This is a genomic window from Holdemania filiformis, from assembly GCF_003459085.1.
Taxonomy (GTDB): domain Bacteria; phylum Bacillota_I; class Bacilli_A; order Erysipelotrichales; family Erysipelotrichaceae; genus Holdemania; species Holdemania filiformis.
Window position 1 is genome coordinate 56,660 of the sequence record NZ_QRUP01000018.1, and the last position, 23,622, is coordinate 80,281.

At 49.2% G+C, this 23,622-nt stretch carries 28 protein-coding genes; 1 reads left to right on the plus strand and 27 read right to left on the minus strand.

Annotated features, from left to right (window positions below):
* Window positions 1-58 precede the first annotated feature (58 nt).
* From DWY25_RS18055 to DWY25_RS13390, 9 genes are all read right to left on the minus strand, one after another.
* Window positions 59-187 carry a hypothetical protein gene (locus DWY25_RS18055; protein WP_261795729.1) on the minus strand — a complete coding sequence of 43 codons (129 nt, stop codon included), beginning with the start codon at window positions 185-187 and terminating at the stop codon, window positions 59-61.
* 17 nt (window positions 188-204) lie between these two features.
* The gene (locus tag DWY25_RS13355; RefSeq protein WP_181981826.1) at window positions 205-1,041 is read right to left on the minus strand and encodes a nucleotidyl transferase AbiEii/AbiGii toxin family protein; all 837 of its coding nucleotides are present in this window, start codon (window positions 1,039-1,041) and stop codon (window positions 205-207) included.
* Entirely contained in the window at window positions 1,038-1,631 is a 594-nt protein-coding gene (locus tag DWY25_RS13360) for a type IV toxin-antitoxin system AbiEi family antitoxin domain-containing protein (RefSeq protein ID WP_117895645.1), read from the minus strand. The genes DWY25_RS13355 and DWY25_RS13360 overlap by 4 nt, the downstream gene beginning before the upstream one ends.
* A gap of 658 nt (window positions 1,632-2,289) precedes the next feature.
* Window positions 2,290-3,138, minus strand: a complete 849-nt coding sequence (locus DWY25_RS13365) for a GIY-YIG nuclease family protein (RefSeq protein ID WP_117895646.1) — start codon at window positions 3,136-3,138, stop codon at window positions 2,290-2,292.
* A 222-nt stretch (window positions 3,139-3,360) separates the two neighbouring features.
* Complete coding sequence (rlmD, locus tag DWY25_RS13370) at window positions 3,361-4,698, minus strand: 23S rRNA (uracil(1939)-C(5))-methyltransferase RlmD (RefSeq protein ID WP_117895647.1); 1,338 nt, start codon at window positions 4,696-4,698, stop codon at window positions 3,361-3,363.
* A 15-nt stretch (window positions 4,699-4,713) separates the two neighbouring features.
* Window positions 4,714-5,517: a YihY/virulence factor BrkB family protein gene (locus tag DWY25_RS13375; protein ID WP_181981827.1), complete on the minus strand. Its 804-nt coding sequence runs from the start codon at window positions 5,515-5,517 to the stop codon at window positions 4,714-4,716.
* A gap of 149 nt (window positions 5,518-5,666) precedes the next feature.
* Window positions 5,667-6,806 (minus strand): DHHW family protein, encoded by a 1,140-nt coding sequence (locus tag DWY25_RS13380; protein WP_117895649.1) that lies wholly within the window; start codon window positions 6,804-6,806, stop codon window positions 5,667-5,669.
* A gap of 15 nt (window positions 6,807-6,821) precedes the next feature.
* On the minus strand, window positions 6,822-8,219 hold the full coding sequence (locus tag DWY25_RS13385) for an MBOAT family O-acyltransferase (protein WP_117895650.1): 1,398 nt from the start codon (window positions 8,217-8,219) through the stop codon (window positions 6,822-6,824).
* A gap of 1 nt (window position 8,220) precedes the next feature.
* A complete protein-coding gene (locus tag DWY25_RS13390) occupies window positions 8,221-8,766 on the minus strand; it encodes a DUF4358 domain-containing protein (RefSeq protein ID WP_181981828.1) in 546 nt (181 codons plus the stop codon).
* A 306-nt stretch (window positions 8,767-9,072) separates the two neighbouring features.
* On the opposite strand from DWY25_RS13390, the gene DWY25_RS13395 reads away from it, so the two are divergent.
* Window positions 9,073-9,612 carry a hypothetical protein gene (locus DWY25_RS13395; RefSeq protein ID WP_117895652.1) on the plus strand — a complete coding sequence of 180 codons (540 nt, stop codon included), beginning with the start codon at window positions 9,073-9,075 and terminating at the stop codon, window positions 9,610-9,612.
* 153 nt (window positions 9,613-9,765) lie between these two features.
* On the opposite strand, the gene DWY25_RS13400 is transcribed toward DWY25_RS13395, so the two are convergent.
* The 18 genes from DWY25_RS13400 to DWY25_RS13485 all read right to left on the minus strand — a co-directional run bounded on the left by DWY25_RS13400 (window position 9,766) and on the right by DWY25_RS13485 (window position 23,336).
* Window positions 9,766-10,158, minus strand: a complete 393-nt coding sequence (locus tag DWY25_RS13400; RefSeq protein ID WP_039865400.1) for a hypothetical protein — start codon at window positions 10,156-10,158, stop codon at window positions 9,766-9,768.
* Between the two features lie 126 nt (window positions 10,159-10,284).
* Window positions 10,285-11,307 carry an alpha-hydroxy-acid oxidizing protein gene (locus DWY25_RS13405; RefSeq protein ID WP_117895653.1) on the minus strand — a complete coding sequence of 341 codons (1,023 nt, stop codon included), beginning with the start codon at window positions 11,305-11,307 and terminating at the stop codon, window positions 10,285-10,287.
* A 174-nt stretch (window positions 11,308-11,481) separates the two neighbouring features.
* Entirely contained in the window at window positions 11,482-12,297 is an 816-nt protein-coding gene (locus tag DWY25_RS13410; protein WP_117895654.1) for an HAD hydrolase family protein, read from the minus strand.
* 77 nt (window positions 12,298-12,374) lie between these two features.
* Complete coding sequence (locus DWY25_RS13415; protein WP_220412952.1) at window positions 12,375-13,574, minus strand: helix-turn-helix domain-containing protein; 1,200 nt, start codon at window positions 13,572-13,574, stop codon at window positions 12,375-12,377.
* 97 nt (window positions 13,575-13,671) lie between these two features.
* Window positions 13,672-14,235, minus strand: coding sequence for a 3'-5' exonuclease (locus DWY25_RS13420; RefSeq protein ID WP_117895655.1), 564 nt, complete (start codon window positions 14,233-14,235; stop codon window positions 13,672-13,674).
* Window positions 14,235-14,585: an ArsR/SmtB family transcription factor gene (locus tag DWY25_RS13425; RefSeq protein WP_039865401.1), complete on the minus strand. Its 351-nt coding sequence runs from the start codon at window positions 14,583-14,585 to the stop codon at window positions 14,235-14,237. Before DWY25_RS13425 ends, DWY25_RS13420 begins: the two co-directional genes overlap by 1 nt.
* A gap of 342 nt (window positions 14,586-14,927) precedes the next feature.
* Window positions 14,928-15,299 (minus strand): VOC family protein, encoded by a 372-nt coding sequence (locus DWY25_RS13430; RefSeq protein ID WP_006061220.1) that lies wholly within the window; start codon window positions 15,297-15,299, stop codon window positions 14,928-14,930.
* A complete protein-coding gene (locus DWY25_RS13435) occupies window positions 15,296-15,781 on the minus strand; it encodes a hypothetical protein (RefSeq protein ID WP_006061221.1) in 486 nt (161 codons plus the stop codon). The genes DWY25_RS13430 and DWY25_RS13435 overlap by 4 nt, the downstream gene beginning before the upstream one ends.
* A 75-nt stretch (window positions 15,782-15,856) precedes the next feature.
* Window positions 15,857-16,918, minus strand: a complete 1,062-nt coding sequence (locus tag DWY25_RS13440; RefSeq protein ID WP_117895656.1) for a serine hydrolase domain-containing protein — start codon at window positions 16,916-16,918, stop codon at window positions 15,857-15,859.
* Window positions 16,919-16,921: 3 nt separating this feature from the next.
* The gene (gene hflX, locus DWY25_RS13445) at window positions 16,922-17,689 is read right to left on the minus strand and encodes a GTPase HflX (protein ID WP_117895657.1); all 768 of its coding nucleotides are present in this window, start codon (window positions 17,687-17,689) and stop codon (window positions 16,922-16,924) included.
* On the minus strand, window positions 17,690-18,070 hold the full coding sequence (locus tag DWY25_RS13450; RefSeq protein WP_117895658.1) for an HflX-like GTP-binding protein: 381 nt from the start codon (window positions 18,068-18,070) through the stop codon (window positions 17,690-17,692).
* Between the two features lie 178 nt (window positions 18,071-18,248).
* On the minus strand, window positions 18,249-19,199 hold the full coding sequence (locus tag DWY25_RS13455; protein ID WP_006061224.1) for an L-lactate dehydrogenase: 951 nt from the start codon (window positions 19,197-19,199) through the stop codon (window positions 18,249-18,251).
* A 341-nt stretch (window positions 19,200-19,540) separates the two neighbouring features.
* On the minus strand, window positions 19,541-20,461 hold the full coding sequence (locus DWY25_RS13460; protein WP_117895659.1) for a TPM domain-containing protein: 921 nt from the start codon (window positions 20,459-20,461) through the stop codon (window positions 19,541-19,543).
* A gap of 3 nt (window positions 20,462-20,464) precedes the next feature.
* Window positions 20,465-21,016: a hypothetical protein gene (locus DWY25_RS13465; RefSeq protein WP_117895660.1), complete on the minus strand. Its 552-nt coding sequence runs from the start codon at window positions 21,014-21,016 to the stop codon at window positions 20,465-20,467.
* On the minus strand, window positions 21,013-21,669 hold the full coding sequence (locus tag DWY25_RS13470; protein WP_117895661.1) for a 5-bromo-4-chloroindolyl phosphate hydrolysis family protein: 657 nt from the start codon (window positions 21,667-21,669) through the stop codon (window positions 21,013-21,015). The genes DWY25_RS13465 and DWY25_RS13470 overlap by 4 nt, the downstream gene beginning before the upstream one ends.
* Before the next feature lie 98 nt (window positions 21,670-21,767).
* Window positions 21,768-22,064 (minus strand): hypothetical protein, encoded by a 297-nt coding sequence (locus DWY25_RS13475; protein ID WP_117895662.1) that lies wholly within the window; start codon window positions 22,062-22,064, stop codon window positions 21,768-21,770.
* Complete coding sequence (locus DWY25_RS13480; protein ID WP_117895663.1) at window positions 22,064-22,345, minus strand: hypothetical protein; 282 nt, start codon at window positions 22,343-22,345, stop codon at window positions 22,064-22,066. The genes DWY25_RS13475 and DWY25_RS13480 overlap by 1 nt, the downstream gene beginning before the upstream one ends.
* A 4-nt stretch (window positions 22,346-22,349) precedes the next feature.
* Window positions 22,350-23,336 (minus strand): Gfo/Idh/MocA family protein, encoded by a 987-nt coding sequence (locus tag DWY25_RS13485; protein ID WP_117895664.1) that lies wholly within the window; start codon window positions 23,334-23,336, stop codon window positions 22,350-22,352.
* Window positions 23,337-23,622: the final 286 nt, after the last annotated feature.

The following is a 23,622-nucleotide window of genomic DNA, read 5'->3' on the forward strand; positions in this document are numbered from 1 at the left end:
TGTTTTCTTAAGATGAACTATTTAAGTATGCATTAAGAAATTTACCCTTTGAAAGACCCTATTTTGCCCACAGAGCCTCACCAATACTGTTGGTTGTAAATACATCAAAATTGTTGGTAGAAAAATTTAAAACATATCCACTTCTATTGAACAGCATCAGAAATATTCCTTCTTCTTGCTTTGTCATCATAGTCCCCCCTCCAGTTAACTTATCTCATCCATAATCTGCACTACCGTATCACAGGCATCCTCAAAATTTACATCTGTGGCGTATTCAAAATTTCGCTGGTATGCTTTCCATTGTTCCTGCATAACGAGGCTGTTTTTAACCGTTGTCATTATGTTTTTATAGTCAGAAAGCACATCATAAGAGCCTCTCTTCTTTGAAGTTGCTGCGATTGCCTGTCTTAGCGTTTCAATATTGATATTTCCAAACTGCAATCTTTTCAATATGTACACATCATAATAATCCCTCGGTCTGGTATTCTGGTCACCTCTTGATATAACTGTTTCCAGTTTCTCTGCAAGAACTGTTTCCAGATTGTAAGCAAGGACTGAGATGCTCCTATCCTCAAGTAGTAATTTAAAACTGTATTTTACTTCCCTTGGTGTAATCTTATCTCCCGTAGTAATATCCAGTTTCAATGGCACTGCCATTGGCAGATAATTTGCTGTCAGATGGACTCGGTATCCCATGTATTCATCACCCTCACGAATTTTTCTAATACTCTGGAAAGAAAAAGTCACATCATCATTCAGTTGTATCTGACATATCTCTTCAAACATATCCCTGACTGTTTTCTCGTTTACCGGAAGTCCCTTGATGGTTGCATCCATATCCATTGTTGCCCTTGTATCAAGACCTACCATTGCTGCAATCAAAAAACCGCCTTTCAGTATAAAATTACTTTGATATTTTGACACAGAGATTCTTTCAAGCATTCTCTCAAGCATAAAATTTTGCATTACCAATTGGGCCGATATATTTTTTTCTTTTGCCATATTCTTTATGGCAGCCTTTAACTGCATTGCATTTTTCATAACAGCACCTCCAAATATGACCTCAGTTTTTTCTCCACCTTAAGCACCTTAGCATATTCAGATAATAGAGGTATGTTTTTGTTTTTCCTGACTGCATATCTTTTGAAACTTTCGGAAATAATCTGTATATCAGCAGAACTGTTCGGACGCAAAATATCACAGAGTGTTCTTTCCTGATTATATGCTCTGACTGTATTTCCGCCAGGAGTTCTCACTTCATCTATGCCAAGTTCATACCATTCATCTTTGCACTGACTGCAATTGATTTTCTCTTGTTTTGGTTTTGTTAAATTGTATGTTAACGGAAATGTCATTGCATAAACATTAGGTGTCCTGTCTGTTAAATCCCACAGGAACAATGCAGTCTCATGAGAGAATATGCCTCGCTTAAATCTGCTCTGCAAATTAAAAATTTCATCGTCCCAAACTTCCGGCAAAATATATACGCCACGAGCAGATTTCTCTAACAGTCCTTTTTCAACAAGATACTTCAAATTTCCACGAGATATCCCGGCAGCAACTACCATAGCAGTAGTAACTGTACAATTATTCTCTTTTGCCATCTTCATAATATCTTCCGTTGCTCCCATCTGCATTTCCTCCTCGCATTTACTTTTGTGCTTGTAATCATATATCTTTCAAGCATAAAAGTCAATTTGCCTGCTTGTCTTTCATATAGATTTTGTTTATCACTTCCATTCAACCAAGAAAATGATGCAAGCATCATTCTGAAAGACAATGCCTTCCAGAACCCCTCATCAGTTTCTTGCCTGGAGGGTATTCCTGATTTTTTTAGATCTCTTCCTTCTCTCTCCGCTTTCAGAGACGTTCATTATTTCTGGTGAGTTAATTATACAATTCACCCTTCTTCATTTCAACGCATTTGAGTTTATTTCATCATTTTCATTACCTCGTTTAAGGCCTCGGTCATTTCCAATTTATTCTCCATAATCCGCCTTTCTTTCAGTGTGTACCTAACGATGAATCCCATTGCTTTAAGACTTTTTAGCGCAATATAACTCTAAAAAATTTTTATTTTCTTACTCCTTTACGATGCACTTTCCCGATAGAAAGAAAACACCCTGCATTTCTGCAAGGTGCTAACCAATTATCAGAAAGAGCGACTACAAGAGATTTATTCTCCAAGATGCCACTCTTTTTATGTGGTTTATTTCTTTATAAAAGCCATTCACCAGAGTAATTTACTATAGCTTCGTAGGACTACGCTTTATATACAATCCTATGTAATCATTCCGCCTCAATTTCTTTCAGCGTTCTGCCTCGTTTATCCTTCCAAGTTGCCGGACCGCTAACACTATATCCTAAAACAAAATCTGCAGCTGCCGAAGAACTGGAAAAGAGGATATCCTCTGTTGTTTTCCAGTCTTTCACCTTTCCAGATTCCATGTGCTTATTTCTTAGCTTTATCATTCCTGCGCTCAGGGATTTCATAGTGTTTTTTTCATTCACAGATGAACCTGCAATTAACACAAAACCCTCTGTCGTAACCATTGCTGTTGCCGAAGCATTTCCAACATTCAAATAAAGCATCTGATTATCATGATTGGAGATGCTGTCCTTTTGTATCATCGGTTCAAGCACCTTGTACCCTAATGCATTGATGAGTATTTTGATGTTCTCTACAAATTCCTCCATCGCCGCAACCTGTGATTCCTTCATTACAGTATTGCGGTATGTATTCTTCGTTAAAACAAGATATCTTTTACTCACCCTTGCCATCTCAACTAAACGATTTTCAAGGTATCTGATAAGTGCTTTATTCAGGTCTCTGCCTACAAACAAAACCGCCGTATTCCAATAGTATTTTTCTTTTTCAGCTGAGTAATCGCGCAAATGCTGAATGAGCCGTTCTTGTATATTTTCGGCTTCACCGATATATACAGAATCCGAGTCATCATCTTCCTTACAAAACAGAAAATAAATCCCTGCGCCTTTTATATCATCACGCTTACAGTCGTTGACTTCTATTCTTGGGATCTTAATTGCTTTACCATTCCAGTTAGAAAGCTCCGCCGTTATAAGACTGTCCGCCGTGCCGTTTGCCAAAAACAATTCTATTGATTTTCCATAAGCCATCTGTTTGTCCTCCTGTATCATCTTAATAAGGCTATCCACTCAACCTCCACTCATAACAATCCGATCTCCACAACCTCCCCCCCTGTTTTTATCCTGTCAACTCAACCCTACGGACAAAATCGGTGGATATGTTCCTCAAAGGATAATCTACGGCGGAAATCCCGACAAGCTGCTAAACCTAAAATCATGGGAAAGTGCTTGTTTTCAAGCCATTTCTACACTCTATTTTTCAACCCTTGACATCAACACGACACTCTCCACATGCGGCGTGTTGGGAAACATATCAAACGGAATCACGGTTTTCACTTCATACAGGTCTCTCAATTCCTTCAGGTTTTTCCCCAGCGTTGCCGGATTGCAGGAAATGTACACAATCTGCTTTGGCTGACACTGCCGCAGACTTTCGATCATTGCGCCGTCCAGCCCCGTCCGCGGCGGATCGACGACAACCGCGTCAATTTTCGTCCAGCAAATGAGTTTCTTCATTTCCTTCGCCGCATCGCCGCATACAAACCGCACGTTCTCCGCCCGATTCAGCCGGGCGTTCTCCTTCGCGTTCTCCACTGCTTCCGGAACAAACTCAATTTCGATGATCGTTTTCGCTTTTTCTTTCAACATCAGCGAGATGCCGCCGACGCCGCTGTAGGCCTCGACTAACGTATCGCACGGTTCGATTAACGACGCGGCCATCCGCATCATCTGCAGTGCCTGCGGCCGGTTCAGCTGAAAAAACGAAGCGCAGGAAAGCGACAGCCGCACATCGCCGAACTGCACCGGCAGCCGGTCTTCCCCCGCCAGCAGCGACCACCGATTGGAAAATAACTGACGCGTCCGTTTGTCCGGGTTGATATTCTGCATGATGCAGGTCATCCCCGGAATCGCCTTGAGTTTCTCTATGAACCCCTTAGGCAAGGGATCCTCCCCGCTCACCAGCACGCATTGGTACTGACCCTCAAATCCCCGCAATACCAACGTGCGCAATCCTGTTCCCTTTTTCGGATCATACGCCTTGAGCCGGAACTGATTGGCCAACGCCAGAATCTGCTTGCGCAAAGCTTCCAGATCCGGGTCATGAATGAGACAATGCGCGATCGGCATCACGCGGTTGCTTCCTTCTTCAAACAGACCGTTCACCAGTCTGCCCCGTTCTTCCCGGATCGGCAGCTTGCACTGATTGCGGTAGCCCAATCCTGACGGACTGGCGATCACCGGCTGCACCTTACCGCGGGGAAGGCCGGCATACTTGATCAGCGCTTCCTGCACCAGCTCCCGCTTTACCTGAAGCTGCGCTTCCGGTTTCAGAATCATTAACGGACATCCCGAACAGCGCCCCTGCACCGGACACTGCGGCTTTACCCGCTGCGGACTATCGTTCAGCCGTTTTACAACCTGTCCTTTCGCATACCGCGGCTGCGAGTCGAGGAGAACAATCTCGGCCGTTTCCCCTGGCAGCAGCTGATCGACGAACACCGGTTTTCCCTCCAGATAAGCAATCCCCTCGCCGTTGATCCCGATCTTTTTCGCCGTCACCGTCACAATGCGATCTTGATTTTTCTCCATGATGATAGCCTCCCTCTACTTTAATAATGAAAACGGAAATATCTTTTCCAGAATTTTAACCGCCGTTACATAATGCTTCAGCGGCTGAACCATATCTTTTTCCACAAACACCTGGTTGACGCAGAACCCCAGATAGATGATCGACGCGATGATATAGACGCTCAGAAACAAAATCACCATCGACGACAAGGGTCCATAAATCGATTCATAGCGTGTGAAATGATTGATAACAAAAAAGAAAAACGTACCGAGCAGCGACATACAGATCGTCGTAAACAAAGCTCCCGGAGCCACCGCCCGCCATTGATAATTACGAAACGACAACAGCCGGTAAAAGATGCAGAACCCCACGAACAACACAGCAATCTGCGTTAGTAACCCTGTAAACGGGAATTGCTGGAGAACAAAGACCATTAAGCCCAGGCTGGCCAGCAGCACAACGAAATCGACCAACGATACACCACGCATGAACCACAGCGGCAGCTCCACTTCGTCCAAATGCGCGGAAATCATCAAAAAAGAATAAATTGCCCGCGATGCAACCCACAAGGAAACAACGATGAAGAAGATCAATGGAATCAGTTCCACCGGTGAATTGCCTAAGAAAAAATCAATGAACGGACTCAGCAGATCCCGGGGGATATACTGCTCCGCAAAGTCCAGAATGCTCGCAAGACCGGCCGGGGAACTTCTGAAAAACACGACCAGCAGTGCGGTCAGCGGCGCCAGCGCCAGAAGCAGCGAATACGACAGCGCGTAAACAAACGTCGTGCCGTCATAAGAAGTAAACATTTCATAAACCTGAAGGATCTTTTTCATCATGTTCTCCTTTACCGATCTTCACTTTATTTTACCATCGCCGCCCCTAAACGAACAGCCATTTCCCCGAAAAGAAAGCCAGACTCCTCATCAGCCTGACTCCCTTTTGTATACTTCTGGGTTCCCCCTGTCTCACAGCGAAGTTTGTCTTATTTTAACAAACCTAAATTGGTATCCGCACAGAAGTTATCCACACTGTAAAGGATAAGAATCCGATCGGCTCCCATCTGTTGGGCCAGCTGCGACATCGGCATCCGGTAGTAGCGCAGATCAGCCAGGGTAATCTGACTGAAATGCGGCGCCAGATACGGCACCAGCACATGCGCGTAGGAGTCCTTAATCACAAGCAAATTCTCTGCGGATGCGCTCGAGGTTTCGATTTCGACTAACGCATGGTTGCCGTCAAGATAGGTCATATACTTATCTTTTTCATTCAGTCGTTGATCGCTGAACAGCGAAGTCTGCGCGTCGCCGGTCTGATCGTAAACGACCTGCACATCGAAAGGAAAAGTATAAGTCCATGTCCAGATCGGATCGCCCGGATGCCAGAACGCACCGGAACGGGAATATTGCGTTCCCTTGAACCCTTCGGCCGCTCGCTGATAAATGAAATCTTCGCCGGGCTTCAGCGGCTTCTCATTCCAGGCCGTCATCAACGCTTCATAGCCCGCCCAGGCCCCCTGTGCCGTCCAATGATGGTCGGTTTTAAAATACAATGTTTCATCTACGTTCAGCTGTGTTTTCTGGGCCTGCAGCGCGGTGCGGACATCGACAATTTGAACCCCCGCCAACTGACTTTCCAGAGCGTCGATCAACACGTCCTGATCCGTATTGTACGCTCCCTGCGGCAGATTCTCCTTTTCCATCAGCGCTGCGGTCGGCACCAGCATGACGCTGACCGGAATTTCCGACTGCGCGGCAAAGGCGTTGATCTTGGCGATGTTCTTCGCGCTTTGCGTCCTGTCCAAAACATCCACCTGGCCGATCAGCCAGTCCTCACGGCCAAAGTAAACATTTTGATTTTCTATTTTGCCCAGCGCCCGTTCTCCCGCCGCTTTGACGCCGATCCACAGATCCCGGGCAATAAACTGATCTGTAAACCATTCCTCCAGATCCGTTGTGTAATCATCGAAGAAAAACCGTTTCCAGCTGAACTCGGGAAACTGCGCCAGCACCCGATTTTCCGCTTCGGAGAATGTCCGCTGGGGAGAAAACAGGTTTAAAATCGTGAAACAGCCCAGAAAACTGCAGAAAATAATAATGATCGCCGTTTGCGTTCCTTTTTTCATCCTGCTTCCTCCTTTCTAAAACCGGAAATATAAGAATGGATTGTACGAAGCATCGACCAGATACGCCGTGCAGAGAATCAATCCCGCCGCGATCAATAACGGCATTACGCCTTCCCAGCGGCGCCCGCGGATCTTCGTTTCGTAAAGCTGATGACCCAGCGGCGTGCTGGCCAGGATCATGATGATCAAAAGCAAACCGTAGTCCCGCAGATAAAATAACGTTCGAGCATTAATCAAACTGACCGATCCCCAGCCGAACATCATTTTCAGATACGTTAACCCGCCATCCAGATCGGTAAAGGCAAACAGCACCCAGCCTAACAGAATCAGGACTAACGCGTAGCCATGCTGAAGCACTTTCGGCAGCCGCTCCAAGATCGGTTTGAGAACAAACTTTTCCAGTATCAAAATCACGCCGAAGTAGATTCCCCAAAGCATGAAATTCCAGCTTGCGCCGTGCCAGAAACCCGTCAGCAGCCAGACGATCATCAGGTTGCGGATCTGCTTTCCCCGGCCGTGCCGGCTGCCGCCTAAAGGGATATAGACATAATCGCGAAACCATGTGCTTAGCGATATATGCCAGCGCCGCCAGAATTCTGTAATCGAACGGGAGATATATGGATAGTTGAAGTTTTCCAGAAACTCAAAGCCCAGCATTTTGCCTAAACCGATCGCCATGTCGCTGTAACCGCTGAAATCAAAATAGATTTGAAAAGCGAAGGCGATGATGCCTAACCAGGCCGCAGTCACACTCATCTCACTGGCCGGCAGTGCGGAGATCGTATCCCACAATGCGCCGATGGAATTGGCAAGCAGCACTTTTTTGGCCAGCCCCGCGACAAACCGCTGTACGCCCAAGGCAAATTGATCAGCCGTTTCCTGGCGATGATCCAGCTGTTCAGCGATATCCTTGTAGCGCACGATCGGTCCGGCGATCAGCTGCGGAAACAGCGTCACGTAAGCGCCGAAGGAAACGACGCTCTTTTGGACCGGCGCCTGCTTCCGGTACACGTCGATCGGATAGGACATCGTCTGAAAGGTATAAAAGGAAATACCCACCGGCAGGGATAAGTGCAGCGGACTGAGCGGCAAGCCCAGCGCCTGCAGATTGAGAATGAAAAAATCAGCATATTTGAAAAAGCCTAATAAACTTAAATTGAAAATAACCGAGAACCAGACAAACCGCTTCGCTTTTTTCCGGTCGTCACGATACTTATCCACCATCCGGCCGTTGTAATAATCAACAAAGGTGGAGATCAGCATGATCACAATGTAAACTGGTTCCGACCAACCGTAAAAAATCAATGAAACGAGAAAAAGACAAAAATTCCTGGCATGCAGCGGCGCCAATTTAAGCACCGCCAGCACGACAGGAAGATAACCAAACAGAAATGGCAGACTGCTGAAAACCATGTTACTGCGCGGCAGCGTTCAGGCTGTCGGTAATCTCCTGCAGAATCGCGTCGGCTTGATCGGCGATGACAATCGCGATTACGTTGCCTTCCTCCAGCGTTTTGCGGTTTTTGACCAGCTCATACTGTTCCGGAAGATAGGTCGACCAGGTTTGTTCCACGGTTTCCATCCGTTTGTCCAGCGCTTTCTTGACTTCATCCAGCTTACCGTTCTGAGCCTCGACCAGAATGATTTCCGTCGCGTGGACGTTCATCGCCGGCATGAAGATCGCATAATCCCTGACCAGATCGCTCGACAAGCCGTACATATCGACTAGGACCGTATCGTCGACATCCATCGACATCGGCAGCTGATATTCGTCGTTTTGGCGAATCGCTTCCAAAATTCCTTTTAAGCCTTCCGCGGTTTCCGGCGAAGCACTTGGCGTCATCGTCGGTTCAGCCGACGGCGTCGCGCTCGGTGTTGGCGACGGCTGCGGATTCTTCTTCGAACATCCCGTCAGCATCAGACAGCCAACAGCTACACATGCAATGATTAATTTTTTCATTTTCAAATCCCTCCGTGGCATTAGCATGCCCCTTGCCGATCGCGGGTATACCCCGGATCGTATCAGAATTATATCAAAAGCCCGTTTAAAAAACTATCCCTTGTTTCTTTCGATTTCTTGACGTTTTCCTTAACCCCTGGACTTCCGTGCTTTTTCCTTTCTTCCATTTACTCCTTGGCCGCTGTCCCGTTGCGACCAGCCAGAATGAAAGTTCATTCCAGTCAGCGGATCAGCATTGAAATTCACTTCAGAATTTCAATCCTACGAACGAAAAAAATGATAAACTGAAGGCAGGGAGGGATAGGAATGAAAAAACGAATTCAAACGGCCGTTGTTAAGACTTTGCCATTCTTTGCGTTCTCTCTGTTTATGGTCTTTCTGCTATCCTGGACCTTTGTGCCTTACAAAGAAGAAAATGTGGCCAGGCATGATTTCACAGGCTATGCCGTAAGAGTCAAAAACAACGCTCTGCAGCAGGAATATCCCGATGCCTTTTTGCATCTCGTCTGGCAGCCCTCGGATGAGGAAACCGCTGAGATCCTGGCTTTCCTGCGCCAGCTCCAGCCGGTTCAGACAGATGATTTCAATCAGAGCGCGGGCCTTTATGTCCCAACGAGCCGGGATCCGGAGGGTGTTATTCTCTATGATGGTCAACAGCTCTACCGGCTGTGTGAAGCTGGAAAAACATACAAGCATCAGCCGCTTTTGATCATCTACAAATTCTCGATCAAAGATCAGACGTTAAACTTCAAAGAATCCGTTTATTATACCAGCGATCAGGATGTCGGCGCTTTCATGGATCAACTGGCTGAAATCAGCGGATCATTAGCGGATTATCCTTATTAACCTGAGATCACTTTTACCATTCGGGTCAGCCGCCTTGAACATCCGGACGAACGTCTTCTTCTTTAAATTTCATTCGTTTCTTCCGCGCCCGTTTTCGGGCGTTTTTTAGTTATTTCAGATAAAAAGAAAAACAGCGCCCGCTGTCCTCTTTCCTTAATCCGTTAAGCCCCATTCCGGGATTTCATTGCCGCGGCGGATCAGAATCGTTTTCTGAAAATCCGTCTGATTCAGAAACCGCAAGATCAGATCTTCCTCTGCTTTCGAGCAGCCGACCAGCAGCTTCACGTCGATTTCCTTCTGCAGAATATCCGCAGCCACAACCGCCGTTTTCACCATCGAGGATTTTTCACTGCCGCGGTACACCGCGATGCCGCCTTCATTCGATTCAGCGGCCAGATCGATGTAATGACCATAGTCTACCGGATAGATCAGATTTTTATATTCCGGATGTTGTTCTCCTTTTTTCCGGCTTAAGACAAATTTGCTGGAAAATACGAGAGTATCTATCTTCTGCCAAAAAAACGCATTGTTTTCATAATTGTCCATTGATAAATCTCCTATCTCTTTTGTATTATATCGAAAATGAAAAGACTTGTAAATCATAAATCATTCTTTACAAGTCAGTTTGAGGCTTTTTTACAGCCTTTTATGAAAATTATTTAATATGCTTTCTTAATCGACATGAACATGACTGCGGGTAATCTCGGCAACCGTACTGCAGCCGGACATGATCATCGTTTCACGCAGCTCGCTGCGGATCTTATCCAGCGTTAACCGCACGCCTTCTTTACCGCCGCCGACCGCAGCCAGGGCCAGTGGCCGGCCGATCAATACGCCGTCCGCACCCAGGGCCAGCGCCTTAAACACATCCAGTCCGGTCCGGAAACCACCGTCAACCAGAATCGTGATCTGTCCCTTAACCGCGGCCGCGATTTCCGGCAGAACCTCGATCGTCGATAACGCGTCATCCAGCACGCGTCCGCCATGATTGCTGACAACAATCGCATCGGCTCCGGCTTCGACGCACTTGCGCGCCCCTTCCACCGTTAAGACACCTTTGACGATCAGCGGGATACCGCCGGCCATTTCCTTCATTTTCTTTAAATCCGCCACGCTCTTGTTGACCACCGGCGTCGTTCCTTTGCGCAGCAGCACCAGACCCGCCGCGTCCACATCGGTCGCCAGCGCGAAGACCTTATGTCCTTTGAACCGTTCAATCCGCGCCTGTACGCCTTCTTCACACCACGGCTTGATCGTCGGGATACCCATGCCGTCGTGATCCAGTACCGCCTGCAGCGGCTTGGCAAACAGCGTGTCGATGTCGATGCCGTCGCCCGTAAAGGCCAGCGTTCCTGCTTCCAGACAGCCCTCAACCGTCGCTTTGTTGTACTCTTCCTCCGTCATTTCCGCGCCGTAGTTATTCTTAATTCCCGCCACCGGCGCGCAGTACACCGGCAAGGATACGGTATGACCGAACAACGTCGACGTCGTGTCGATTTCTTTGTTTTCCACTAACACGTCCATCTGAATCCGGACGGATTTTAACTTTTCCACATTGCGGATAAACGTACTTCCGCTGCCTTTTCCCCCTAAGCCCGGGATTTCCCCCTTGCAGGCTAAGCCGTTGCAAACCGGACAAGCCCGGCATTTCGGCGATTTTCGCTTTGCTTCCTGAATGATTTCTTCTAAGGTCATTTTTGCCAACCCCTTTCCCTGTTCTTCATTATAAGAGTCCTGACGGATGAAGACAAGCGATATTTGACAGAATTCGCCCGGGGATCCGGCAATCAATGAAATCTCAGTAAAGATCTGATCTGCTGCCGCAGACCGCAGTTTCTTTTCTGATGTCCGATGATTCTCCCATTCTGTTTAGGATCGTTGTTTGTTTTCTCGCTGAACAATCGCCAGTGCTTCCGCAACGGATTCCACCGTCCAGCGAGCCTCATCCCGGACTTCAGGCTCCGCTGACGCCATACAGAAGCTGTTTTCAAAGGTCTTAAAACATGTCAGATCATTGCGGTCGTCGCCGACTACCGCGATTTCTTCCCGCTTTAACCCTAACTTCCTGCCGGCCTCCAGAATGCCCTGCGCTTTATCCACGCCCGCGCGAACGATCATCAAAGTGCGGGAACTCGTTTCAATCGCGTGCAGCCCTCTGTCCTGGGCAAGCAGCCGTGCAGAAACGGCCTGCGCAAAACAGGCGTCGGGATACACCGCTAAAATAACCGCAAGCTGTAAATCCGGCCGCCGGGGATCCCACTCCAGAACCTGCCGATGATCCTGAATCAGACCTAACGGATTTTCACAATACCCTCGGGCTAACGGAAATCGCAAATCATAAGCAAGCCAGTCATTATCCGGTGTAACCATTGTCACCCAGTTTTCCGGCTGATCACCGCCTAAAGTTCTCCACAATTGCCTTTCATCCCGGCTTGGCAGAGGACGCAGCCAGCGGCGGCCGCCCTGCTCGATCACCGCTCCGTTCCAGCCGACGACTGCCGCCCAGGTTCGCGAACTGTATTTTTGAATATAACCGGCAGAGCGTGAAGTTGCGATTCCCGCTAATCCTCCAGCCACCTGCCAGCGCTGTAAGGCATGTTCATTTTCATCGCTGATGCCCGCCGTTTTCTTTCCCGATTTCCGCAGCAGTGTACCGTCTAAATCAATCATGACGCATCGGATCATTCTTTCTTCCTCCTGGACGGTTCGTCCAGATTTATTATTTCAAAGTTCCAGACGGAAAACCAGACGCGAGCGTCAGCTTACAGCTCCGCCTGTTCAATCAAACGACAGGCTAATTCGGTTTTCCCCAACCGAACTAAGGTCTGAAACCGCAGCTGATCCAGCTTTTTTTGCAGCGGCCCGGCCAGCGGATCAGATTGTAAGCTGAGCTCCACGAGTTGTTTTTCGTCCTGCCTGACTAACGCTTCAATCCAGCACAGCGTAACGTCGGACTGATGCTTACGCTGAATTTCCGCCTCCATCCGATTTATAAAGAACCGGCAATCTTCCTGACGATGACAAAGCCATGCGGACAGCGCACCTGCGATCAACAAAGGCATTCGGTGAATGACTGCCGCGCAGGCTTGTGCATGGGTCAGCGCCGCTTCCGGCTGATCCAGCAGAAAAGCCGCCAGCGCCAGGCGCTCCTCAGCCATCAACAAAACTTCCGGACATTGAAAGCGCTCCGCTTCCTGGCGGACGCGCCGGGCTAAAGTCTGCGCTGTTGCCGGCTCGTCATTTAAAAACAAATCGGCCTGATGAATCCGAGTATGGATAGCCCGAACGAAATAACCGTTGCGGGAAAACTGATCAAGGGCCTGTTGATTTATAAGAAGCGCGCTTTGCGGACGATGCAGACGCATCAGACAATCCGCTTCATGATAACGGATCAGAGCCTGCGTGCCTTCGTCCTGCCCCAGCGCTTCAGCTCCGGCCAGCCAGGACTGCGCCGCTTCTATCTCGTCCAGTGCCTTATGATGAATACCGCGGTAAAGCCGATACCATTGTTGGTCCTGATTCCGCAAAGCTGAGCCGGCCGCCTCCAGGATATCGCGCAACTGATAAACCCGCGCTTCCCGGTTCTCGCCCCGGCTGATCCGGACAATCCATTCCGCCAATAAGAACTGAGCATAGTGGCAGCCGGCTTTCAAAACTTCCCGCCGACGCCATAGATCATCAAAAAACGCGTCGCGGCGGTCCATCCGGTAATCCAGGATCGCCTGTGTCAGCGGGTGTAAAGTAAACTCCGGCTGCCAGAGCAACGCGGGATCATAGGGCAGAGCCAGTTCGCTGAACAGCTTGCGCAGCGTGTAGTCAGCCGGCCGCTGCACACCATTTTCTACATCGCTTAAATACATAGCCGAGATTCCTGTGCGCTCCGCCAGGGCGCGCAGCGACAAATTCTGATCCAGCCGATTTTGTTTAAGCATAAACCCCAGCGCCTGTTTTGGATAGTCCATGATGATCTCTCCTTTATTTTCGTTTCATACGACACGGCAAACATCTTAATCAATCGTCCGTTGAATGGAAAAAAGTCTGTCTCCGGGTTCAGACAGACTAATCGAGAATTTTATTTACCGGGATCTGACACGTCTCAGCCAGCTCCAGCGGTTCATAGATCTGCATCAAATTCATTGTATTCGCAACGATCAGCGCGCAGCCGCGGGCATCGCTGCCGGCGTCGTGGTGATCGAGCTGAATTCCCATATAATCGCAGACGTCGTTCAGACGGTGATGTTTCAGATACGGATATACTTTGCGGCTTAGCTTCACCGTACAAAAATACGGGGCGTCCGGCAGCTCTAAGCGGTACAGCGAGCAGCAGCTGGCCAGCACCTTCATATCAAAACCCGCGTTATGCGCGCACAACACGCCGCCGTCCAGCCACGGTTTCAGCTGTTCATAAACCTTAGGAAAAAAGGGCGCGTCAGCCACCTGATCGGGGGTAATGCCATGGATATCAATAAAAGAAGGATAAAATGCGTCATAATAAGGATGCGGCCGGATCAGCCAGCTGTCGCTGAATACCATCTCGCCCTCGTCGAATACCGTTAAACCTACGGCGCAGGCGCTCATCGGCGAGGGATTGGCGGTTTCAAAATCAATCGCTGCCCACTTCATTATTCGCGGACATGATCCAGAGCCTTCTGGAATATTTCTTCAATATGATCGTCATCAAGCGAGTAATAGACCACTTTGCCATCTTTCCGGCTGCGGACCAGCCGCGTTTTTTTCAGCGAAGCCAACTGGTGCGACACCGCGGAATGCGTCATCTTGAGCAGCACGGCCAGATCGCCCACGCACATCTCCCGCTCAAATAACGCCTTTAACACTTTTAAACGGGTCGGGTCCGCAAACATTTTGAACAATAAAGCCAGATCTTCAAATTCGCTTTCACTGAGCATTTTCTTTTCCACTTCCGCGACAATCTCGGGATGGACGATTTTTTCCTGCAGTTCTTCCTTCTCCATGCGCTTCACCACCATTGGGAATATTATATCACATTCCGTTTGCTTACGGGCAATTCGCCCATGCTTTCCAGTTTTGGATTTACCTGGAAAAGGGTGACTCACAATCTAATTTATTGGAATCGACCTGAAGTTTCTTAGAAACATTAAAAATTACGCACCTTCTCTGCCGTGCGCCCGCTCTGAAACAAAGAAAAGATCGGCTTCTCCCTTTTCCACCGCTGAACGTCTGGCCGGAGATGAAACCGATCTGATTTTCATGTGTTGATTGAGCGTTCATTGAGCTTTGAATATAAGGTTTATCGGGCGAATTTCCCTTGAACCTTAATTCTTTAAGCAAGCCGGCTATTTCTTTGCCGGCACAATCTCAATCCAGTAGCCGTCAGGATCCTCGATAAAATAAATCCCCATGCCCGGATTTTCAAAGCAGATCACGCCCATTTCCTGATGTTCGCGATGCGCTTCTTCAAAATGATCCGTCGTCAAGGCGAGGTGGAATTCACACTCTCCCAGATCATATTTCTCTTTCCGATCTTTCAGCTCTGTCAATTCCAGCTGGAAATGCCCCAGATCGTCTTCCAGGTAAATCAGCTGAAAGCTGCCGTCTGCCGCAGTATGTTTGCGTGCGATATGCAGGCCCAGTGCTTTTTCATAAAATTCCAGCGACCGCTGCATGTTCAGGACATTGAAGTTAAAATGATTAAACGTAAATTTCATATTTTCTGCCGGGAACTGGCGGTTGAACGCCGGCGCCGCGCCGGTTTCAGCTGCCGTTCTTTTCCTTTCGCATAGATTTTAAAATACGGTACGATCTTGTTGCGGTTAAAACATTCGATCGTTTCCGTCTGACCGTCGGTCAGCTGCAGCCACAGCTGATCTTCGTTGTTATGTTTCTGATATTGCCAAAGCAGGATTTCATCCCAGTAAATCAACATACATTCATCACGGTTTTTCCGGTTGTAAAGAACCAGGTACTCATCAGTAAACTGCATCAAAATCCGATCCGGCATTACTAACAGGGCATACGAAGAAATCGCAAGCAGAACGACGCCCATGATGGCGATCGTGGATCCGGAAATGATGAAAACTCCGGAAACCAACATCAACACCAACAGGGATCCGATCGGTTTGACCTTGACTTCGTTCAGCACCTGCATCTCTTCAGGCAGATTACGAATTTTCAGCACTTTTGATTTCACAGAGGAGCTTCCTTTCTTTTTCCAATATCCCTATTATACCGTGATTTTTTAACTCTGCGCGATTTTCACATCACATCACAAAATGTCGTCGGCTGCCTGCAGCGCCAGATTGTGGATATTGTTCCGGGCAGTCAGGATCTTGGTATTGGAACGCGTCGGATGAACACGGTTTGCCAACGTTATGACGCCGATTCCCAGCTTGAAGTCGACGATGATCGACGGACCGGAGAATCCGGTGTGATACAGGCAGGCATCGCTGGCATAATCGCCCAGCGCGTAATTCGGATCGGAGAGCACCCAGCCGATTGAGCGTTTTTCATTCAGACCCACAGTCTGACATTTCTGAAGCAATTCAATCGTGCGCTTGCTGAAAAAACGTTGGCCGTTGTAAACACCGTCGTTGAGCAGCATCGTAATATAATGCGAGATGTCCTCCAGCGTCGAGAACACACCCGCATGGCCGCTGACGCCGCCCAGCTTGAATGCCTTGCCGTCATGCACGACGCCGCGCACCACGCCGCCGCGGCTTTCCATGACTTCTTCCGCACAGCAGCGCGAACGCAGCGATGCCGCCGGCCGGTAACCCGTTTCTTTCATTTCCAGCGGCTCAAACATAACCTGCTTTGCATAGCCGTCCAGACTCCCCTTCAGCTGGGCGATGACTAACCCTAACAGGATGAAATTGACGTCGGAATATTTCACCTGCGTCCCGGTCGGATATTCCAGTTCCATCTTCCATACCGCTTCGATCATTTCCGCATCGTCCTTCATCTGCTTATAGCCGTTGATATCCGCCGGCAAGCCGGAACTATGGGTAATGCAGTCCTTGATCGTCAGCTCTTTCTGGCCGAACTGCGGCAGGATCTCCGCAATCTTGGTTTTCAGGGTAATCGTGCCTTCTTCAATCAGCTTGAGAATGCAGGTCGTCGTGACGAGTACCTTGGATATCGACGCCAGGTCATAGATTGTATCCAGGCCGTTGACTTCTTTTTCCGGAACTAACTGCTTATAACCGACGCTGCATGTCCACTTGTCATCTTTCGTGATCACGGCGCAATTGCAGCCCGGGAAGGTGCCGTCTTCCACGCACCGCTGTAAATATTGTTTTAATGTTTCCAGTTTTTTTTCATTCAACATGAGTTACTCTCCTCTTTCGTCCTCATTATAGCTTACTTGCGATGAAAATTCATCCCCTATTTCCGGGAAGGCCCGGTCCGTCAGATTCAGTCTGGAAATCAGCCCGGCGATTAATTCCTGCAGCCCCTGCCCGGTAAGACAGCTGAGTAAAAGGCCATCCTTCCGATCCCATTGCGGAACCTGATCCGCCTTGTTATAAATTCGCATCCGGTCGATATGCGCGGCATGCAAGCGGCGCAGCGTCCGCATAACTATTTCGTGCTGCAGCTCCCATTGCGGATCGGAAGCGTCGATCACTTCAATTAAAAGATCTGCTTCCTGAATTTCCTGCAGCGTGGATTCAAAGGCGTCAAGCAGAAAATCCGGCAGATCCCGGACGAAGCCGACGGTATCGCTGAGCAGGATCTCCGCCCGCCCGGCCAGCTTGATCCTGCGGGTCGCGGAATCTAAGGTCGCAAACAGCTGATCGGTAGAAACAACCTGCTTGGCCGGCGAGATGGAACGTGCTGCTAACAGGGCGTTCATCAGCGAGGATTTCCCGGCGTTGGAATAACCAATCAAGCACACCCGCGGCAAGCCGCTCTGGCGGCGCCGATGGCTCTGGACGGCTTGCTGAAGCTTGAGCTGATCCAGCTCCAAGCGGATATTCCGGATCTGTTTTTCAATCGTCCGGCGCGAACGTTCCAGCCGCGTTTCTCCGGCTCCGCGGTTGCGGACGCCGCCGCCCTGCTGCTGATCGGCATGGATCTGACCTTCGATCAGACGCGGCAGCTAATAAGCTAACCGCGCGGCCTCCACCTGCAGATGAGCCTGACGTGTGCGGGCGTGCCGCTCAAAGATCTCCAGAATCAACGCGCTGCGGTCGATCACCGGGAAACCGGTCTCCTGTTCCAGATTCCGCGTCTGAATGCCCGTCAGCTCGTTGACAAACACAACGCCGTCCGCACTCTGCGCTTCGCAGGCTTGTTTCAGTTCATTCACTTTGCCTGATCCAAGCAAAGTCCGCGGATGTCCCTTTTGTGCTTTCTGCGTCAGCCGCGTTTTCACTTCAATTCCGCAGGCTTCGCAAAGCAGCGCCGCCTCGTCTAGCTTCTGTGCCCAGCTTTCCTCTGTTTCCTGTGTTCTTAGTCCTGCCAATACCGCTGATTTCATGGATTCCCGCCCTTCATTTTTTTATTGAATACCGCTCTGCCTGAGGCCTTCCTCCTTTGCGGAAAGCCAAAAGCTTGATGATGGAAAAATATAAGAAAAATGGGCTGATGTCCTCCCAAATTTCTTATCGTTGTTATCTTTTGATGGAATTCAATGATTCCGTAAAATGATGATGCGCTCAGCCCAGAATCGGCTTGATCGTCGAGTGAATGATCTCTTTTAAGGTCTCACAGCTGGCATCGAATTTTCCTTGATCGACTTCGTTCAGTTTCAGCTTAATGATCGTTTCCACACCGGCCCGGGTAATGATCGCCGGAACACCGATATACAGATCTTCCTGACCATATTCCTGATTCTGATAACAAGACACGGTCAGAATGACATGTTCATCATCGAGAATGGCCCGGACCAACCGATTTAAAGACAAGCCGATACCATAATAGGTAGATTTCTTACGATTGATAATCTCATAAGCGGCCTGCTGGACCTGATGATAGATTTCGTTGAGATCCTGTAAGTCGCGATGATTTTCATCCAGCATTTCCAGCAGATTCTTGCATCCGATATAGGCATGCGTCCACGGCACAAAGCTGGAATCACCATGCTCGCCCATGATATAAGCATGGATATTGCTTGTCGAAATGCCCAGATATTCGCTCATTAAATAGCGCAGACGCGCTGTATCCAGAATGGTTCCTGACCCGATAACACGATTTTTCGGCAGGCCGGAGACCTGCTGGGCGACATAGGTCATCAGATCAACCGGATTGGAGGCGATCAACAGGATTCCGTCAAAACCGGAAGCCATAATATTCTCAGTAATACTTTTCATGATCTTGGTGTTGACGGCCGTCATGTCCAACCGTGTCTGGCCCGGTCTTTGGGCAGTTCCCGCGGTGATGACGACCATTTCCGCATCCGCGCATTCTTCATAGCCGCCGGCTTTGATAACCAGCTTGTTGCGTGCATACGGCAGACCATGCTGCAAGTCCATTGTTTCTCCGATCGCTTTCTCCTCATCGACGTCCACTAAGACGAGTTCATCGATTCCGCCTGTTGTTAAAAATGAATAAGCCATGCTCATTCCGACGAAGCCTGTGCCGACCAACACGATTTTTCTGTCCTTCATAAGAGTTCAGCTCCTTTTCCAGGGTATTTACCCTTCTCTTTCTTTTATTGTAACAGGATTACCGGAAATAGGGGGAACTATGCGCTGAAAGTGATGAAAGTTTGCCGGAAATACAAGCTTCCTTCTTTTTTGATCCGGTTTTAGCGGGTTCCAGGATCTCAAGCTCTGGATTTTGATCTTCCGCTTTAAGTTACTTGTTTTCCATTTTGGGCGGGAACCGTTGATTTCTGTTCGCTGAATAAGCAAACAGCCAAGTAAAAAGGCAAAAGCCAAGATGCGCCTTTGCCTAAAATATACTTGATGTTATAAACAGAAAAGCTGCGAACCAAATCTGCGCCGGTCTATTTCCGGCGGCCGGCTCCGCCCCCGCGGCTGGCTCCGCCGCCTCCGCGATTCATGCCCCCGCCAAAGGAACGTCCGGCTCCGGAAGACCGGGAAGCCGATCCGCCGCCAAAGGAGCTGCGGGTGGAGGAATGAGAACGATACGTCGCCCGGGGTTCACGCGGACGGCGCTCCGGTCCCCAGGGGTCCATCGGCCGCGGGCGTGGTCCGTAATAACGACGCGGACGCGGACGGAACACCGGACCGCCATAATAACGGCGGCGGCGCGGCGTAAAGACAGACAAAATCACAACGACGAGGACAAAAACAAAAATCATCAAGAAAATTGAAGGAATCATCGTAAACAGTCCGAAAGCAGGGCGGGCGGAATATGGCGTTCCACCGCCTCCTCCCTGCGATGGAGATGGATTCACAACCGGCGTGCCTGCAGTTTTTTCCAATCGCTGCGCCAGAGCCTGAACCGTTTTTAACGCTCCGGCGCTGTAATTGCCGGCCGCAAATTCCGGTTCCAGCGTAGAATCCAGGATGGCCTGAATGTCCGAAGTCGGCAGCGTTTTTTCCAAACCTTTTCCCTGAAGGCAATAGTAATCTTCTTCGCCGATCGCCAGGACCAGCAGCACGCCGTTATTATCGCTGGCGCTGCCGATCTTCCAACCATTAAACAGGTCGTAGGCAACGTCGTCGATCGCTTCCCCATCCAGAAAGTCAAACGTTGCCACGACGATCTGCGATCCATTGCGGGCTTCGAGGTTTTTATTTACAGTGCGGATCGCATCCGCATCCTGGCTGTTGATCACATTGGCATAATCCGCAACATAGAAGTTTTCCAGCGGCTGCGGTACGGTGAAGGCGCTGACCGTCCAGACGCTGAACGCAATCACCGCCAGAAAGGCAGTCAGTCCCTGTGCAAGCTTTTTCATACGCTATCCTCCAATTTGGTAAATTTCCAGTGAGCTGGCCGTCAGTTTTTGCATAAGCGACGGAAACCAGCCTGATGTTTCCTGCCGAATGGACGCGGCTTTCTCATGGTAAGGATCGCGCTCTATCCGATCCTGACTGGCCAGATATTCGGCCATGAATCCGGTGACGTACTGTTCATCTTTCTCCGTCATCGGCGCCTTCAGAAGCGCACCCGCAAGCGTGGAAAACGCAGTGTCGAGCTTCTTCTCCCAGCGCTGCCGTTCACCCAGCGTAGCTGCCTGATCCAACCCTTCGGCGGCATTTTCCACCGCGGTGATGAACGAAGCATTGATCGCGGAATCATACCGGCGTGCCACCGTCACGCAGTTGCGGGCCGTCTTTTGTTTCTCTTTAACATCCTGAGCGATGGATTGTCCGTCCTGGTCAATTCCTTCCGTATAGATCACATCCAGCTGCTTCTGCATAGAGCTGAACGTCAATTTTGCTTTACCCCAGGCACTGCCGATCACCAGCAGAACCGCCAGAAGCAGCGCGGTTTTCTGATTGATTTTCATTCTCTGCCCTCCTTGAAGGATGGAGAAACAAGGCCTTGCTTAACTAGCAGCGTTTCCAGCACGTCGCTGTCGGCCTGAATTTCCATTGACTGATGCTCATGCAGATCATCCCACTGTTTAACAAACGCTTCCGCACAGAGCTTCACCGTCTTTTTGATATTTTCACGGGAATTCTGGATATTCTGCGTCTGCAGCGGATCCGCTTCCAGTTCATCATAGTTCAAAAGCAGTTTTGTCAGCATTGGCAGATAGTAATCGACTAACCGCCGGGCCTGATCGTTAAACCGCTGCCGCTGCTCCATTTCTTCCACAATCTGACGGCAGACCGAATCAATTTTCCGTAAATCCTGCGTCATCGCCGGATCGTCGATCTTCGCCGCTGCCTGCTGCAGCCCGGTTAACGCCGAACGCGCGGCTTCCAGCTGCGCCTGCTGTTGTTGCTCCAACGGCGTCAGTGGAACTTCCACTTCAATTTCCTGATCCGGGATTTGTTTCCGTGCGATGAAATACGTGATCCCGCCGATCAATAACGCGATCAAATAATGCCAAAGCTGGATCATCGGCAAAATCAGGCAGACGATCGCCCAACCCAAAGCCCCGATCAAAATCGGCCACGGCGATGGTTTCCGAATAATTTTTGTTTTACCTGTCATAGGTTTCCTCCTGATTGTATCTTCCCAATTTTAATCCCGGTTCGCTCAGAAATCGGAATGAACGACGGAAAGGAGTCGACGTTTCCATTCGTCCCCCGTTAACAATAGCCCAGTTCCTTTGCGAGTCCGGAATCGGAATAATAATCTCCACTATCTTCAGAGTCGTATACCGTAAGCGAAGCCAGACTGCCGTCCAGCTGAACCATGGCGTACAGTTGAAATGGATGATGGCCTGAAATGTCAGGATTCGCTTTCATCCGCTCCCGCACCGCGACGGAATACAGACCATCCGGCTCCGTGACACCCTGCTCGTCACTGTCGATCGTGACCAGCGTGTAAAGCTGCGAAACGCCGCTATCGCCCCTTTTTCGGTTCAGCCCCGACGAGGTTTTCACTAAGACCTCCGCGGCGTTGCAAGGCTGCGGATCGTGTCCTGAACGGCGGTACGCTTCGCCTGCTGCGCGAAACTGCTCATCCGCGGCACAAGCAGCAGCACGGCCAGAATAGCGGCGGCAACGATCCGTTCCAGTAAGTAAAACCTTACTTCTTTTTCATAGCGTATCCTTTTAAACTCTCGGTTATGCCTCTTATTGTATCGTACTCCCAACATTTTTACCACAGAAAGCAGTGCGCAATGTTCGTAAGGCAGAAAAAATCCCTGTTTCCAGGGATTCATAAAATTATTTCTGATCGGCAGCGAAACGGACGCCGGCTTCCAAGCGTGCCGTATGCACAAGTTCCATCACCTGATAGGAATATTCCAGCATTTTGTAACAGCCGTCATAATCTTCGTTCTCAATCATCCGCTTAAAGTTCTTCACTTCAAAGTAATGGCCTCCATGACTTTCATTCATATCAATGACTTCCGGCTCCTTTGCGCCTTTCAGCCATACCTCGGCTTTTGCACAGACCGAAGACGCGCTGTGTACGACGATATATCCGTTATCGCCCTGCAGCTGACAGATATTCTCACTGGCGGAATCCTTACAGCCGATACCACAGGCCAGGAACCCATCGTAATCAAAGACGAGAATCCCGGAGGTATCAATGCCATTGGCCGCGATGTTCGGAACATATTTCAACGATTTCGGAGCGCCGAACAAACCGATGATAAAATGCGCGTTGTAAATATTGATATCCATCAACGCTCCGCCGGAGAACTGAGGATTGAAGACATTCGGATTTTCATTATTTTTAAACTTGTCGTATTTGCTTGAATATTGTGAGAAATTGCACTGCACCATTTTCAGCGAACCCAATTCCCCAATCCGTTCTTTGATCTTCTGATAATTCGGATTGTACGGAACCGTAATGGCTTCAAATAAGAAACGGTGATGCTTCTTCGCGGTGTCGATCAATGTCCGGCATTCCTCGATCGTCGAAACAAACGGCTTTTCTAAAATTACGTTTTTCCCGGCTTCCAGCGCTCTCATCGCCTGCGAATAATGCAGACTGTTCGGTGAAGCAATATAGATACAGTCAAGTTCCTCGTCATGAAGCATTGCGTCCAAATCGGTATACACCTTCGGCATGTTGTATTTGTCAGCTAAGCGCCGGCCGGTTTCTTCTTTGCGGGAGTACACCGCCGTACATTCCAATCCATTGTCCTGAAAAGCGGTATTCAGCCACTCCGTAATCATGCCTGTGCCAATCGTTCCCATTTTCATACGTTATCACCTCTGTTCCTATTGTACCAGAACAGACCTGCTTTGTCTTGATCAAGTGGGATAAAAGAACACAGTTTCTTTTGAATTCATGGATCCTTAATTCAAAGGGAATGCTTGCGGGCAAGAATTTCTCTAATCCCCGTGACACTGCAGGAGTTCTGAATTCGAATCCAACTCTGAATACAAAACTTCGGCATTTCACTCCTGTGCAGACACAAAAAAAAGGCTCCCTGTGAGGGGAACCAATGAACCTGGCAACGAGCTGCCTTCACTATGGCAGGCATAG

Excerpts from the sequence above, each read along its gene's own strand:
- DWY25_RS13420 (WP_117895655.1), bottom strand. The coding sequence starts at position 14,235 with ATGAAGTGGGCAGCGATTGATTTTGAAACCGCCAATCCCTCGCCGATG.
- DWY25_RS13440 (WP_117895656.1), bottom strand. The coding sequence starts at position 16,918 with ATGTTGAATGAAAAAAAACTGGAAACATTAAAACAATATTTACAGCGG.
- DWY25_RS13410 (WP_117895654.1), bottom strand. The coding sequence starts at position 12,297 with ATGATCCGATGCGTCATGATTGATTTAGACGGTACACTGCTGCGGAAA.
- DWY25_RS13390 (WP_181981828.1), bottom strand. The coding sequence starts at position 8,766 with ATGAAAAAATTAATCATTGCATGTGTAGCTGTTGGCTGTCTGATGCTG.
- DWY25_RS13430 (WP_006061220.1), bottom strand. The coding sequence starts at position 15,299 with ATGAAATTTACGTTTAATCATTTTAACTTCAATGTCCTGAACATGCAG.
- DWY25_RS13465 (WP_117895660.1), bottom strand. The coding sequence starts at position 21,016 with ATGAAAATCAATCAGAAAACCGCGCTGCTTCTGGCGGTTCTGCTGGTG.
- rlmD (WP_117895647.1), bottom strand. The coding sequence starts at position 4,698 with ATGGAGAAAAATCAAGATCGCATTGTGACGGTGACGGCGAAAAAGATC.
- DWY25_RS13480 (WP_117895663.1), bottom strand. The coding sequence starts at position 22,345 with ATGAATCCCTGGAAACAGGGATTTTTTCTGCCTTACGAACATTGCGCA.
- DWY25_RS13415 (WP_220412952.1), bottom strand. The coding sequence starts at position 13,574 with ATGGACTATCCAAAACAGGCGCTGGGGTTTATGCTTAAACAAAATCGG.
- DWY25_RS13365 (WP_117895646.1), bottom strand. The coding sequence starts at position 3,138 with ATGGCTTATGGAAAATCAATAGAATTGTTTTTGGCAAACGGCACGGCG.
- DWY25_RS13360 (WP_117895645.1), bottom strand. The coding sequence starts at position 1,631 with ATGGGAGCAACGGAAGATATTATGAAGATGGCAAAAGAGAATAATTGT.
- DWY25_RS13455 (WP_006061224.1), bottom strand. The coding sequence starts at position 19,199 with ATGAAGGACAGAAAAATCGTGTTGGTCGGCACAGGCTTCGTCGGAATG.
- DWY25_RS13400 (WP_039865400.1), bottom strand. The coding sequence starts at position 10,158 with ATGGACAATTATGAAAACAATGCGTTTTTTTGGCAGAAGATAGATACT.
- DWY25_RS13395 (WP_117895652.1), top strand. The coding sequence starts at position 9,073 with ATGAAAAAACGAATTCAAACGGCCGTTGTTAAGACTTTGCCATTCTTT.
- DWY25_RS13450 (WP_117895658.1), bottom strand. The coding sequence starts at position 18,070 with ATGAAATCAGCGGTATTGGCAGGACTAAGAACACAGGAAACAGAGGAA.
- DWY25_RS13405 (WP_117895653.1), bottom strand. The coding sequence starts at position 11,307 with ATGACCTTAGAAGAAATCATTCAGGAAGCAAAGCGAAAATCGCCGAAA.
- DWY25_RS18055 (WP_261795729.1), bottom strand. The coding sequence starts at position 187 with ATGACAAAGCAAGAAGAAGGAATATTTCTGATGCTGTTCAATAGAAGT.
- DWY25_RS13470 (WP_117895661.1), bottom strand. The coding sequence starts at position 21,669 with ATGACAGGTAAAACAAAAATTATTCGGAAACCATCGCCGTGGCCGATT.
- DWY25_RS13425 (WP_039865401.1), bottom strand. The coding sequence starts at position 14,585 with ATGGAGAAGGAAGAACTGCAGGAAAAAATCGTCCATCCCGAGATTGTC.
- DWY25_RS13355 (WP_181981826.1), bottom strand. The coding sequence starts at position 1,041 with ATGAAAAATGCAATGCAGTTAAAGGCTGCCATAAAGAATATGGCAAAA.
- DWY25_RS13460 (WP_117895659.1), bottom strand. The coding sequence starts at position 20,461 with ATGAAAAAGCTTGCACAGGGACTGACTGCCTTTCTGGCGGTGATTGCG.
- DWY25_RS13375 (WP_181981827.1), bottom strand. The coding sequence starts at position 5,517 with ATGAAAAAGATCCTTCAGGTTTATGAAATGTTTACTTCTTATGACGGC.
- DWY25_RS13380 (WP_117895649.1), bottom strand. The coding sequence starts at position 6,806 with ATGAAAAAAGGAACGCAAACGGCGATCATTATTATTTTCTGCAGTTTT.
- DWY25_RS13485 (WP_117895664.1), bottom strand. The coding sequence starts at position 23,336 with ATGAAAATGGGAACGATTGGCACAGGCATGATTACGGAGTGGCTGAAT.
- DWY25_RS13385 (WP_117895650.1), bottom strand. The coding sequence starts at position 8,219 with ATGGTTTTCAGCAGTCTGCCATTTCTGTTTGGTTATCTTCCTGTCGTG.